The sequence below is a fragment of the Streptomyces tyrfis genome, assembly GCF_037034285.1.
Taxonomy (GTDB): domain Bacteria; phylum Actinomycetota; class Actinomycetes; order Streptomycetales; family Streptomycetaceae; genus Streptomyces.
Genome location: NZ_JBAGJZ010000003.1, coordinates 216,872 through 228,931, shown reverse-complemented (window position 1 = coordinate 228,931; position 12,060 = coordinate 216,872). Strand labels below are relative to the sequence as shown.

Genomic DNA, 12,060 nt, shown 5'->3' with positions numbered 1-12,060 from the left:
GGACGGCGATGGTGAGCACCGACGAACGGGTCGGGACCCCGGACGAGGACGAGGCGGCGGCGGACCCCCGCCCGCACCGGACGGACCCCGAGGCGGCCTCCGGGACCGACACCGGCGCGGACCCCGAAGCGGTCCCCGGCGAAGAGGCCGGCGCCGACGACGCCGCCCCGGCGGAGACGGGAACGGCGGAGGCAGGGACGGCGGAGGCGGGCGACGGGGCGGGGGACGCCCGGCCCGTCGGCCGCCGGTTCCGCACGGGCGCCGTGGTGCTGCTGGTCGTCGCCCTGGTGGCGGCGGGTGCCGGATTCCTCATCAGGGCCCAGCAGTTGAGGGACACACCCGCCACCGACAACCTGGCGCTGACCGACACCGCGTCGACCGCCAGGGTCACCGGAGACGTCAGCAGCGCCCTCGGCAAGGTGTTCTCCTACGGGCCGGGAAGCACCGGCGCCACCAAGGAGTCCGCGGGACGGCTCCTGGGCGGAAAGGCGCTCCAGCAGTACGCGGCCCTGTTCGGCCAGGTCGAGAAACAGGCCGAGGACCAGCGGCTGACGCTCACCACCCATGTCGTACGGACCGGAGTCACCCGGCTCTCCGCCACCAGCGCCCATCTGCTGGTCTTCCTCGACCAGGTCTACGAGCGGCGGGGGAAACCCGCCACCACGGCCACCGCCCAGCTGTCGGTCACCGCCGAACTGCGGGGCGGACACTGGCAGATCGTCGACATCGTGTCCCGATGACGGCCCAACGGCCGTCCGACAGCAGACCGCGGCAACCACCGCTCAGCCCAGTTCAGCCGGCAGGAGAGAGACAGCGATGGCACGGGTACGGACGACGAGGAACCCCCTGATCGCGGCGGCGGTCGCGCTCACGGTCGCGGCGGCCGGCGCGGCGGTCTGGGGCGGCTGGTCCTGGTACGGGGCCGCGCACGACGACGGCGCCGCCTACGCGCGCACCCGCGACGACGCCCTGGCCGCGGGCGAGCAGGCCGTGCAGAACATGAACACCCTCGACCACCGGAAGCTGGGCCAGGGGCTGGACGACTGGGAGGACTCGACCACCGGCGACCTGCACAAGCAACTCGTCGACGGGCGCGGCGGGTTCGAGAAGCAGATCCGGGCGGCGCAGACCGTGAGCACCGCCAAGGTGCTGTCCGGGGCGGTCACCGAACTCGACGAGCGGGCCGGCAAGGCGTCGGTGATGGTCGCGCTGCGCATCATCGTGACCGCCCCGAAGGGCGAACCCGCGGTGAAGGAGAGCCGGATGCTGGGGCAGCTCACCCGCACGCCCGAGGGGTGGAAACTCAACGCCCTCGGCCAGGCGCCGGTCGGCGACACGGCCGGCTGACGCCCCCGGCCTTCCCACCCCCGTCACCGAGAGGACCCCCGGACATGTCGACCACCCGTCACCTCGTCAACCGCCGTCGCCGGCTGGCCACCGTCGCCGCGGAACGCGGCGCGGCCGCCGCACCGTCCCGCGGCCCCGCGGACCCGGGCGCGCCCCGCGCCGAGCCCGGCCGCGCCCCGGCCGCGGAGGACGACGGCGCGGCCGGCGCCGGGCCCGGCGAGGGCGCGCCCGGATCCCGTGCCGGGAAGAGCGGGCCCGACGGCTCCGGTGCCGGGGAGAGCACCTCCGACGACACCTCCGACACCTCCTCCGACGACGCCGGCGCGCGGGAGGCGGCCCGAGGGGCGGAGGAGCCCGGCACGTCGACGGGGAGGAGACGGCCGTCCCGCCTCCGGGCCGGCCTGCCCGCCGTGCTCTGCGCCCTCACCGTGCTCCTCGGGGCCTTCGCCGCCTGGGCCTTCGGCTCCGCGGCGAGCCTGCGCGACGACCCCTCAAGGCAGAACACCGCGCTCACCGACATCGGCCGAACCAGCGAGGTCAAGGGCCAGATCTCCGAGGCGGTCGGCGCGGTCTTCTCGTACAACTACGCCGCCGCCGCCAAGTCCGAGCAGGCGGCGAAGACCCACCTGGTCGGCAAGGCCGTCCAGCAGCACCGGGACATGCTCGCCCAGGTACGGGCGCAGGGGCAGAAGCAGAAGCTCGTCCTCACCACGACCGTCACCGACAGCGGCGTGGAACTCCTCGACGGCGACCGCGCCCGGCTGCTGATCTACGCCGACCAGCGCAACACCCGCACCGGCGCGTCCGAGGAGACGACCTACGCGGCGGCCATGTTCGCCGTGGACGCCGTCCGGCGCGGCGGCAGCTGGCGGATCGCCGCCATCGACACGTTCACCCGGTGACCCGGGGGAGAGGCGAGCACACATGAGGCTGACCGGCACCACCCGACGGAGGATCGGCGGCACCGCGGCCGCGGTCGCCGCGATGGCCGCGCTCACCGCGTCCCAGGCGCCGCTGACCGTCCGCCACGAACGGACCGCGAAGGAGCGGCAGGAGGCCGAGGAGGTGATCTGGTCCCAGGCGCCCAACGACGACTCCTACCACACCGAACTCCCGCCGCCGGCCACGCCCCGAGCGCCCAGGCCCGGAGTGAAGCAGAGCCCGGCCGCCGCCCGGACCTGGGCCGAGGCGGGCATCCCCACCACCGTGCTCGCCGCCTACCGCAGGGCGGAGGCCACGATGCGCCGCACCGCCCCCGGGTGCCGTCTGCCGTGGCAGCTGCTCGCGGCGATCGGCAAGGTCGAGTCCGGGCACGCGGGCGGCGGGAGGGTCGACGTCCACGGCACGACCCTCACCCCGATCCTGGGCCCGGTGCTGGACGGGGCCGGCTTCGCCCGGATCCGGGACACCGACCACGGCGTCTACGACGGGGACCGCCGGTACGACCGCGCGGTGGGCCCGATGCAGTTCATCCCCTCCACCTGGGCCCACTGGGGCAGGGACGGCAACGGGGACGGGCGGCGCGACCCGAACAACGTCCACGACGCCGCCCTGGCCGCCGGAGCCTATCTCTGCGCCGGGTCCCGCGACCTGTCCGCCAAGGCCGATCTCGACCGGGCGATCCTCGCCTACAACCACTCGGACACCTATCTGCGGACCGTGCTGTCCTGGCTGGAGTTCTACCGCAAGGGCGTCCACCCGGTGGCCGACGGCAAGGGCGTCGTCCCGAGGAGTCCCGGCGCGGGCGGCCCGCACGCGCCGACCCGGCCGGTCGGCGGACCCGGAACGCCGGGCGGCGAGATCGTCGTCGGGCCGCAGCCCGGCGCCTCGCCGGGCCCCTCTTCGTCGGCGTCCCCGAAACCGTCCGCCACCCCGACCGGTTCCCCGCACCCCACCGGTTCCCCGCACCCCACCGGAACCCCGGACCCCACCGGGCCGGGCGCTTCCCCCGACCCCACCGGCAGCGGACCGGCGACCCCGGACCCCGGCGCGTCGCCCGGCCCCGGCTGCCCGACCGGCTCCCCGTCGCCCGGTCCGGAGGAGTCGGCGACCACGTCCCCGAGCCCGTCGGCGGATCCGGAGCGCGGCGCCGGCGAGGAACCCTGCGCCACCCCGTCCGGCTCAGCCGCCGGCTGACAGCACCTCGGCCAGGTCGTACCGCACCACCTCCTCCAGCTGCGCGTAGGTGCAGCTCTCCGGGGTGCGGTCCGGCCGCCACCGGCGGAACCGGGTGGTGTGCCGGAAACGGTCGCCCTGCATGTGGTCGTAGGCCACCTCGCAGACCCGCTCCGGGCGCAGCGCCACCCATGACGTGTCCTTCTTCCCCGACCAGCGGTTCCGCGACCCGGGCAGCCGGGCGGTCCCGTGCGCCTCGGCGTCCGCCCACGCCGCCCACGGATGCGCGGCGAAGGCGACGCGCAGCGGCTCCAGCTCCTCGACGAGCTCCTGGCGGCGACGCGTCGAGAAGGCCGCGCACACTCCGACGTGCTGGAGCACGCCCCCGGCGTCGTACAGGCCCAGCAGCAGCGAGCCGACCCCCGGGCCGCCGCGGTGGAGGCGGTACCCCGCCACCACGCAGTCGGCGGTCCGCTCGTGCTTGATCTTGTACATCACCCGGGTGTCGGGGCGGTACGGCAGACCGAGCGGCTTGGCGACCACCCCGTCCAGCCCGGCGCCCTCGTAGCGTTCGAACCACTCCCGGGCGACCTCGGGGTCCGTGGTCACCGGGGCCAGATGGACGGGCGGCGAGGCGGCCGACAGGGCCGCCTCCAGCACGGTCCGCCGGTCGGACTGGGGCAGGGACAGCAGCGACTCGTCGCCCACCGCCAGGACGTCGAACACGACCAGACTGGCCGGGGTCCGCGCGGCGAGCAGCCGCACCCGGGAGTCCGCCGGATGGATCCGGTCGCTCAGCCGGTCGAAGTCCAGCCGGCCGTCGTACGCCACCACGATCTCGCCGTCGACCACACAGCGCGGCGGCAGGCTCTCCCGGACCGCCGTCACCAGCTCGGGGAAGTAGCGGGTGAGGGGCTTCCCGGTGCGGCTGCCGATCACCACCTCGTCGCCGTCGCGGTGCACGATCGCCCGGTAGCCGTCCCACTTGGCCTCGTACTGCATGCCGGGCGGGATCGTCGTGACGGACTTGGCGAGCATCGGCTTCACGGGAGGCATCACCGGCAGATCCATGGTCCGATTCTCACCCGAGGGCGGGATTGTTTCTCCCGATGTGCGGCATATGCGCCCCCGGCCTACCGTGATCGTCATGGGTGCAGCGGGCAGAGCGGTGGAGCTGGAGGCGGACGGGCGGACCGTCCGGCTGTCCAGTCCGGACAAGGTCTACTTCCCGGAGCCGGGCTACACGAAGCGGGACGTGGCCGAGTACTTCCTGGCCGTGGGCCCGGGCATCACCCGCGCCCTGCGCGAGAGGCCGACCACGCTCCAGCGCTTCGTGGACGGCGTCGGGGGCGAGTGCTTCTACCAGAAGCGGGCCCCGAGGAACCTCCCCGACTGGATCCCCACCGCCCGGATCACCTTCCCCAGCGGCCGCCACGCCGACGAACTCTGCCCCACCGGGACCGCCGCCGTCCTCTGGGCGGCCAATCTCGGCACGCTCACCTTCCACCCCTGGCCGGTCCGGAGCACGGACACCGACCACCCGGACGAACTGCGCATCGACCTCGACCCCCAGCCCGGAACGGACTACGCGGACGCGGTGCGCGCCGCCCACGAGCTGCGCTCCGTACTCGACGGCCACGGGCTGCGCGGCTGGCCCAAGACCTCCGGCGGACGGGGCGTCCATGTCTTCGTCCCCCTCCAACCGCGCTGGACCTTCACCGAGGTCCGGCGCGCCGCCATCGCCGCCGGGCGCGAACTGGAACGCCGGATGCCGGACCGGGTGACCACCGCCTGGTGGAAGGAGGAACGCGGCGAGAGGATCTTCGTCGACTACAACCAGACGGCCCGCGACCGCACCATCGCCTCCGCCTACTCCGTGCGCCCGCACCCGCACGCCCCGGTCTCCGCCCCGCTGCGCTGGGAGGAGCTCGACGACGCCCGGCCGCGCGACTTCGACATCCGGACCATGCCGAAGCGCTACGCGGAGCTCGGCGACGTGCACGCCGACATGGACGACCAGGCCTTCCGGCTCGACGCCCTGCTGGAACTGGCCGACCGGGACGAGCGGGACCGCGGGCTCGGCGACCTGCCGTACCCGCCGGAGTACCCGAAGATGCCCGGCGAGCCGAGACGAGTCCAGCCCAGCCGGGCCCGGCGCGACGAGGACGGCGGCGCATGAGCGCATCCGACCTGGAGCCCTCCGCACCGCACGGGGCACACGGCCGGCCGTTGAACGCCCGCGAGAAATGGGCCGCGTACAAGAAGTCGCCCTACCTCCCGGCGACCGTGCTGCTGTTCATCCTCGCGGCCGCCGCCGGGGTCTTCGCCGGTTCCTACACCTACGCGATGGCCAACCCGGCCCCGCACCGCATCCCGACCGCCGTGGTCAGCCGCCCGGAGTCGGCGCGGGGCGAGGAGTTCGTCGCCGCGATGGACAAGGCGCTCGACGCCTCGCTCGTCATCCACGCCTACCCGGACCCGCCGAGCGCCCGGCAGGCGCTGGAGAGGCAGGAGGTCTTCGCGATCATGCGCGCCGGCGGCCGCGGGGTCCGCCTGGAGGTCGCCGGGGCCTCGGGCGCCACCGTGGCCCAGCTGCTCACCGAGTCCGCGCTGAAGGTCGGCGCCACGACCGGGGTGCCGGTCACGGTCCGGGACGTCAAACCCCTCCAGAAGGGCGACCCGCACGGGCTCGCCCTGTTCTACATCTCGCTCGCCGCGGTGATCGTCGGCTTCGTCGGCGCGATCCAGCTGAGCGTGCACGCCAAGGCGCTGTCACCGCTGGAACGAATCGCTTTCACCGTCGGGTACTCGCTGCTGGGCGCGTTCGCCGTCGCCGCGGTCGTCGACTGGCTGCTCGGCGCCCTGGACCTGCCGTTCGTCCACTCCTGGCTGATTCTGGCGTTCACCATGTTCACCTCGGGCATGGTCTTCACCATGTTCAACACCCTGATCGGGCGCTGGGCGATGCTGCCCACCTGGAGCCTGATGGTGCTGCTGGGCAACCCCTCCTCCGGCGGGGCGGTGTCCTGGCCGCTGCTGCCGTCGGTGCTCGGGCACATCGGCCGCTGGCTCCCGCCGGGCGCCTCGGTCAACGCCCAGCACACCGCCGTCTACTACCGGGGGCACGAGTTCCTCTTCCCGTATCTGGTGCTCGCCGGCTGGGCACTGGTCTCCTGCACGGTGTTCTGGGTGTGGCGCCACCGGCACCCCGGCGGCCGCGACCACATGCCCCGGCACGCCGCCGCGGCCGGCTGAGCCCGGGCCCGAGGCGGCCCGGCGGGCGCCGCCACAGCTCCTTGATCCGGATGTCCCGGCAGGCGATCACACCCGCGGCGCCGTGCACCCGGAGCCCGAGGCGGCCGGAGGCGCGCCGCCGCCCGGCGGCGACAGCGCGAGTCCTGCGGTCGCTGCAACAGCGGACGAGGTCGGACCTCTTCTCGTAGCCCGCCAGTGACCACGGCGGCCATGGGACGAACTCCGTCCAGGGTATGGACGAGAGGGGAACCCTCGCCGCGGTGTGGGCCGTCCGAGGGGCAGCCGCGCCCCGCCGGACTCCGGCTACCGCTGAGCCGCCGCATGCGCCGTAACCTCCGTAATCTCCGCAGTCTCCCGATCGGGGGCGGCCTGGTGACGGGCCGCCGCCCGGCGATCCCGGGCGGCCTCGCGATCCGGTCACGTTCGCAAGCACTCCGTCAATTCCTTAGCGCAGTGGGGAGTTCATCATGGACAGAAGGAGCTTCAACCGGAGATTCCTGGTGGGCGGCGGGGTGGCGGCCGCAGTCGGGGTGACATCGTTGTCGCTCGACGCGGTCGAGGCCCGCTCGGCGGAGCTCCCGCCGAGAACCGCACCGGCCGGCGGCGAGGTGCGCCATCTCAAGCTGTACGCCGAGAAGATGGCGGACGGTCAGATGGGCTACGGCCTGGAGAAGGGCAGGGCGACGATCCCCGGGCCGCTCATCGAGCTCAACGAGGGCGACACCCTGCACATCGAGTTGCACAACGCCATGGACGTGCCGGTGGGCCTGCACGCCCACGGCGTCGACTACGACGTCGCCAGCGACGGGACCCGGCTGAACCGGAGCACGGTCGAGCCGGGCGGCACCCGCACCTACACCTGGCGCACCCACACCCCGGGCCGTCGTCGGGACGGCACCTGGCAGCCGGGCAGCGCGGGCTACTGGCACTACCACGACCACGCCGTCGGCACCGACCACGGCACCACCGGCATCCGGAAGGGCCTGTACGGTCCCCTGATCGTCCGTCGCAGGGGCGACGTCCGCCCGGACAGGACGATCGCGATCGTCTTCAACGACACGACGGTCAACAACAGGCCGGCCCACCAGGCGCCCGACTTCCACGCCACGGTGGGGGAGCGGCTGGAGGTGGTGATGATCACCCACGGCGACTACTTCCACACCTTCCATCTCCACGGTCACCGCTGGGCGGACAACCGGACCGGTCTGCTCATGGGGCCGGACGACCACAGCCGCCTCGTCGACACGAAGACCGTCGGACCGGCGGAGTCCTTCGGCTTCCAGATCATCGCGGGCGAACGCGTCGGCGCGGGGGCGTGGATGTACCACTGCCATGTGCAGAGCCATGCCGACATGGGCATGGTCGGGCTGCTGCTCGTCGCCAAGCCGGACGGCACCGTACCGGGCTACGACCCGCACGACGCGGCGACCCACACCGCCCCCGCGCCGGACAAGACCCCCTCCGGGAGCACGGCCCCGGACAAGGCGGCCCCGGACCGGCCGGGAACCGGCAAGGCCGCCCCCGGGAAGGAGCGGCCGGGCGGGGAGGCGCCCGCCGGGGCCGGCCGCGAACCGGCGGGCCCCCGCACCTGACCCGTCAGCCGTCCCGCCCGGCGGCCTCCGCGGTCCCGGTGGCCTCCGCGGTCCCGGCGGTTCCGGCGGTTCCGGCGGTTTCCTTCGCCTCGGCGGCCCCGGCCGCACCGGCGGTCCCGGCAGTTCCGTGCGCCTCCGCGGTCCCGGCCGCACCGGCGGCCCCGTCGGTCTCCCCGGCGCCGATGGCCTCGGGCGACCGGGCGGGTCCCGGCAGCGCGGCGGCACCGGCGCCGTCGGCCGCCGTCCGGGCGAGGCGCAGCTGTTCCTCCTCGACGATGCGCCGGGCGAGCGCCCCGTCCGACACGTCCACGGCGTCCGGCGTCGTCTCGGCGACGTCGCTGCGCCGCGCGTACAGGTCGAACAGCCGCTCCTTGCGGGCCAGGATCTCCAGCAACCGCTCGTCGACGCTGTCGGTCGCGAGGAGCCGGTGCACCCGGACGGTCCGTATCTGCCCCATCCGGTGCGCGCGCGCCACCGCCTGATGCTCCATCGTCGGCTTGATCTGCGGTTCGCAGAGGATGACGACGGACGCGGCCTGCATGTTGAGCCCGGTGCCCCCGGCCTGGATCTGGCTCAGCAGCACGGCGTGCCCGTCGGCGGCGCCGAATCCGTCGACCAGCTCCTGCCGCCGCGCGGCCGGCACGTTACCCGCCAGCGGCCCGAACACCTCCGGTCCCAGCGCCCGCCCGACGGTGTCGAGCACCTCGCGGAAGTACGAGAACACCACGACCTTGAGCCCGCTCTCGGCGGCCTCCGCGACCAGTTCGCGCAGCCGGTGCAGCTTCGCGGAGGCGGCGGGCCGGGCGTACGCCGCCCGGCGCATCCGCATGAACTGCCCGGCGTCCACCGCCTCCCGGTACGCCGTGAGGTCCTCCTCGCTGAGCTGCTCCCACTCGTCGACCTGCACCAGCGCCGGGAGCTCGGTGAGCACGTCCTCCTGATTGCGCCGCAGATACGCGGGGGCGACGGCCCTGCGGAAGGCGTGCGAACCCGCGGCCCCGTGCAGGGTGCTCACCGACGGCGCGAGTTCGGGCTGGAGATGGCGGACCAGGCTGCGGAACTCCTCGACCCGGTTCTCCATGGGCGTGCCGGTGAGGAACAGCACCCGCTCGGTGCCCCGCGTCCAGCCGGACACCGCACGGGAGCGGCGGGTCTCCGGGTTCTTGACGTAATGCGCCTCGTCGACCACCAGCATGCCCGGGTTCATCCCGCAGTCCCGGGGCGCCGGCAGGGTGTGCAGCGCGTCGAAGGTGGTGACGGCGACCCCGCCGCTCTCCCGCCACTCGGCGAACGCGCCCTGCCGCTCCGGGCCGTGCACGGGCAGGGCCCGGAGGGTGGAGCGGGCCCGCACCTCGCGCGCCCAGTTGATCAGGACGCTCGCCGGGCACACCACCAGGAAGTGCGTCTCGCCGCGCGCCGCGAGGTGCGCGAGCGCGGCGATGGCCTGGACGGTCTTGCCCAGCCCCATCTCGTCACCGAGGATCACCCGCTTCTGCGCCAGCGCGAACCGGGCCCCGAACGACTGGTATCCGCGCAGCGAGACCCGCAGATGCGCGTCGTCCAGGCGCAGGCCGCGCACCCGGTCGGCGATCTGCGACGGGATGAACCCCTCGGCCGCGTCCCGGTCCGGCCCGGTGCCCGACATCTCCGCGAGCAGGCTGTAGTACTCGGCGGACCGCACCTCGAAGTCCACCCAGGCCGCGAGGTCGGAGTCCGCCTCCCGCAGCAGATCGGCCGACACCTGCCCGAACAGCAGGGGCAGCCCGCGCCCCGTCGCCTCGTCGACGACGTCGCGCACCGCGACCACGGCCTCCAGCGCCCGGGCCCGGGACTGCCGCCCGGAGAACAGCAGCCGCAGCCGCCCCCGGGCCGGGCCCGCCGTCGCCGACAACGGCTCCAGACGCGCCACGAGCCGTCCCGCCGCGTCCACCGCCCGGCGGGCGTCGGGACCGGCCTCGACCAGCCGGTGCAACGCCTTGACCAGTGCGGTCGTCGCCTCGTCGGGGTCGTCCACGTCTATCCGGACCCCGACCGTGTCCCGTACGGCGTGGGCGATCTGACCGGCCGCCGCCAGGGCCTGGTCCGCCGTCTGCGCGCCGATGCCGGGAAGCTGACGGAGCTCGTAGCGGTTCGCCGCGTGGACCTGGCCGACCGTCGTGAAACCGGCCTGCTCCAGGGCGCCGAGCCGAAGCCGGCCCTCGGTGACGTCCTTCAGCCTGGAGACCGGGATGACGGCCAGCTCAGGGGCGACCAGGGCGTCCAGCAGCGGGGCCAGCGCCGCCCGCACGGCGTCGACGGCGCCCGCGTGGTCGGCCAGCACCGCGCGCGCCAAGGCCAGCAGCCCCTCGGCCCGCTCCAGCAGCTCCCGGGCGGCCCGCCCCGTGAGTGCCCCGGCCCGAGCCGGTCCGGACTCTGTCATCTGCGTTCCTCTTGTCCGCGCGGCCGGGCCGCCGTCCTGCCCGGCGCCGGCCCCGAGCAGCCTCTATCGTGCCACGCGCCGCCGACACGGCCCCGGCCCCCCGCGCGCGGCGTCGCGTCCGACGCGCGCGGCGGTGCTCAGGGCGCGGGCGGGCGCCGTTCCGCCGGGGAGAGCAGCAGCACCTCCAGCGCCCGCGCGCAGGACCGGGCGCGCGACAGGAACCACTCGACGCGCGCGTCGGTGATCACCGACGGGGTGGCGCGGACCGCGAGCGCGAAGCGCGCGTGCCCGGCGCCGTCCAGCACCGGGACCGCCAGCGTCCGCACCCCGTACGCCGACTCGCCGTCGTTGAGCGCGTGCCCCGCGGCCCGCACCCTCGCCAACTCGGCTTCCAGGGCCGCCGGTTCGACGATCGTGCGGTCCGTGAACGCGGGCAGCGACGGCAGCGACGAGGGGCCGCCCTCGCCCGGTCGCGCCCACGCCAGCAGCACCTTGCCGAGCGCCGTGGAGTGCAGGGGCCTGCGCAGTCCCGTCGCCGGGGCGACCGAACCGCCGGCGACGATCACCGCGTGCGGTCCGCTGCGCAGCGCCAGGTCCGCAGTGGCGCCGGTGCGCTCCGCGAGATCGGCGAGCTCCGGGGCGGCCAGATGCAGCCCGCGCCGGTGGTACGAGAGCCGGCCCAGCTCGGTCACCGCGGGGCCGAGCCGGTAACGGGACGTCAGGGCGTCCTGCTCCAGGAACCCCGCTGCGAGCAGGGTGCGGGCCAGCCGGTGCGCTGTGGAGACCGGCAGCTCCAGGCGGCGGGCGAGATCGGACGCGCTGAGATCGGGACCGTTGTCGTGGAAGCAGTGCAGGACGTCCAGGGCGCGGCGCACCGCCTGCGCGCCGCCGGGGGTACGCGCCTGCGCGCCCTCTCTCATATCGGTCACACTCCGCTCGTGGCAGGGAAGACGGGACGGGAACGGGGAACCGCGGCAGGGAAGACGGGACGGGAACGGGGAACCGCGGCAGGGAACGGGATCCGTCGGCGAGAGCATCCTTCTGCCACATTACGGGAGTCGGTGAACCCGTGACCCGGGCGGTGAAACACTCCGTTCACGCCCGGTCCCACATCATGGGAAGCGAGTTGTGACCCCGGGCGGGTCCGTGACACGCTGCTCGGCATCATCACCGACGAGCGGAAGGGAGCAGTGCCATGGCCGAAACCCGTCAGGCGGGCCGCGGTCGCACCGCTCCGGCGCCGCTCGCCCTGACGCTGCGCCGCCACATCGACCTGGCCCGCGTCTCCAGCGCCGCCTGTCGCTGACCCCGCCGCCCCGCGCGTCCCGAAGC

The 12,060-nt window shown here is 74.5% G+C and carries 11 protein-coding genes; 8 read left to right on the top strand and 3 right to left on the bottom strand.

Going from position 1 to position 12,060, the window contains the following annotated elements:
* Window positions 1–8 precede the first annotated feature (8 nt).
* From WA762_RS04190 to WA762_RS04175, 4 genes are all read left to right on the top strand, one after another.
* A complete protein-coding gene (locus tag WA762_RS04190; RefSeq protein WP_335932971.1) occupies window positions 9–740 on the top strand; it encodes a hypothetical protein in 732 nt (243 codons plus the stop codon).
* A gap of 76 nt (window positions 741–816) precedes the next feature.
* Window positions 817–1,347, top strand: a complete 531-nt coding sequence (locus WA762_RS04185; RefSeq protein ID WP_335932970.1) for a hypothetical protein — start codon at window positions 817–819, stop codon at window positions 1,345–1,347.
* Between the two features lie 44 nt (window positions 1,348–1,391).
* A complete protein-coding gene (locus tag WA762_RS04180; RefSeq protein WP_335932969.1) occupies window positions 1,392–2,249 on the top strand; it encodes a hypothetical protein in 858 nt (285 codons plus the stop codon).
* A gap of 22 nt (window positions 2,250–2,271) precedes the next feature.
* On the top strand, window positions 2,272–3,483 hold the full coding sequence (locus WA762_RS04175) for a lytic transglycosylase domain-containing protein (protein ID WP_335932968.1): 1,212 nt from the start codon (window positions 2,272–2,274) through the stop codon (window positions 3,481–3,483).
* Here WA762_RS04175 and WA762_RS04170 read toward each other — a convergent pair.
* Complete coding sequence (locus tag WA762_RS04170; protein ID WP_335932967.1) at window positions 3,469–4,533, bottom strand: ATP-dependent DNA ligase; 1,065 nt, start codon at window positions 4,531–4,533, stop codon at window positions 3,469–3,471. The two genes, WA762_RS04175 and WA762_RS04170, sit on opposite strands and share 15 nt — an antisense overlap.
* Window positions 4,534–4,630: 97 nt before the next feature.
* On the opposite strand from WA762_RS04170, the gene ligD reads away from it, so the two are divergent.
* The 3 genes from ligD (at window position 4,631) to WA762_RS04155 (ending at window position 8,309) form a co-directional block, all read left to right on the top strand.
* Window positions 4,631–5,641: a non-homologous end-joining DNA ligase gene (gene ligD, locus WA762_RS04165; protein ID WP_335933027.1), complete on the top strand. Its 1,011-nt coding sequence runs from the start codon at window positions 4,631–4,633 to the stop codon at window positions 5,639–5,641.
* Window positions 5,638–6,717 carry an ABC transporter permease gene (locus tag WA762_RS04160; RefSeq protein ID WP_335932966.1) on the top strand — a complete coding sequence of 360 codons (1,080 nt, stop codon included), beginning with the start codon at window positions 5,638–5,640 and terminating at the stop codon, window positions 6,715–6,717. Before ligD ends, WA762_RS04160 begins: the two co-directional genes overlap by 4 nt.
* A 467-nt stretch (window positions 6,718–7,184) precedes the next feature.
* Window positions 7,185–8,309 (top strand): multicopper oxidase domain-containing protein, encoded by a 1,125-nt coding sequence (locus WA762_RS04155; protein ID WP_335932965.1) that lies wholly within the window; start codon window positions 7,185–7,187, stop codon window positions 8,307–8,309.
* 4 nt (window positions 8,310–8,313) lie between these two features.
* Here the strand turns inward: WA762_RS04155 and WA762_RS04150 are convergent, their stop codons facing one another.
* Window positions 8,314–10,728: a DEAD/DEAH box helicase gene (locus WA762_RS04150; RefSeq protein WP_335932963.1), complete on the bottom strand. Its 2,415-nt coding sequence runs from the start codon at window positions 10,726–10,728 to the stop codon at window positions 8,314–8,316.
* A gap of 137 nt (window positions 10,729–10,865) precedes the next feature.
* On the bottom strand, window positions 10,866–11,648 hold the full coding sequence (locus WA762_RS04145; protein WP_335933026.1) for an IclR family transcriptional regulator: 783 nt from the start codon (window positions 11,646–11,648) through the stop codon (window positions 10,866–10,868).
* Window positions 11,649–11,923: 275 nt separating this feature from the next.
* Between WA762_RS04145 and WA762_RS04140 the strand changes: the two genes are divergently transcribed.
* Entirely contained in the window at window positions 11,924–12,034 is a 111-nt protein-coding gene (locus WA762_RS04140; protein ID WP_335932962.1) for a putative leader peptide, read from the top strand.
* Window positions 12,035–12,060 lie beyond the last annotated feature (26 nt).

What these genes read in the sequence shown, in the direction of transcription:
- WA762_RS04190 (WP_335932971.1), top strand. Translation starts at nt 9, where the DNA reads ATGGTGAGCACCGACGAACGGGTCGGGACCCCGGACGAGGACGAGGCG.
- WA762_RS04185 (WP_335932970.1), top strand. Translation starts at nt 817, where the DNA reads ATGGCACGGGTACGGACGACGAGGAACCCCCTGATCGCGGCGGCGGTC.
- WA762_RS04180 (WP_335932969.1), top strand. Translation starts at nt 1,392, where the DNA reads ATGTCGACCACCCGTCACCTCGTCAACCGCCGTCGCCGGCTGGCCACC.
- WA762_RS04175 (WP_335932968.1), top strand. Translation starts at nt 2,272, where the DNA reads ATGAGGCTGACCGGCACCACCCGACGGAGGATCGGCGGCACCGCGGCC.
- WA762_RS04170 (WP_335932967.1), bottom strand. Translation starts at nt 4,533, where the DNA reads ATGGATCTGCCGGTGATGCCTCCCGTGAAGCCGATGCTCGCCAAGTCC.
- WA762_RS04160 (WP_335932966.1), top strand. Translation starts at nt 5,638, where the DNA reads ATGAGCGCATCCGACCTGGAGCCCTCCGCACCGCACGGGGCACACGGC.
- WA762_RS04155 (WP_335932965.1), top strand. Translation starts at nt 7,185, where the DNA reads ATGGACAGAAGGAGCTTCAACCGGAGATTCCTGGTGGGCGGCGGGGTG.
- WA762_RS04150 (WP_335932963.1), bottom strand. Translation starts at nt 10,728, where the DNA reads ATGACAGAGTCCGGACCGGCTCGGGCCGGGGCACTCACGGGGCGGGCC.
- WA762_RS04145 (WP_335933026.1), bottom strand. Translation starts at nt 11,648, where the DNA reads ATGAGAGAGGGCGCGCAGGCGCGTACCCCCGGCGGCGCGCAGGCGGTG.
- WA762_RS04140 (WP_335932962.1), top strand. Translation starts at nt 11,924, where the DNA reads ATGGCCGAAACCCGTCAGGCGGGCCGCGGTCGCACCGCTCCGGCGCCG.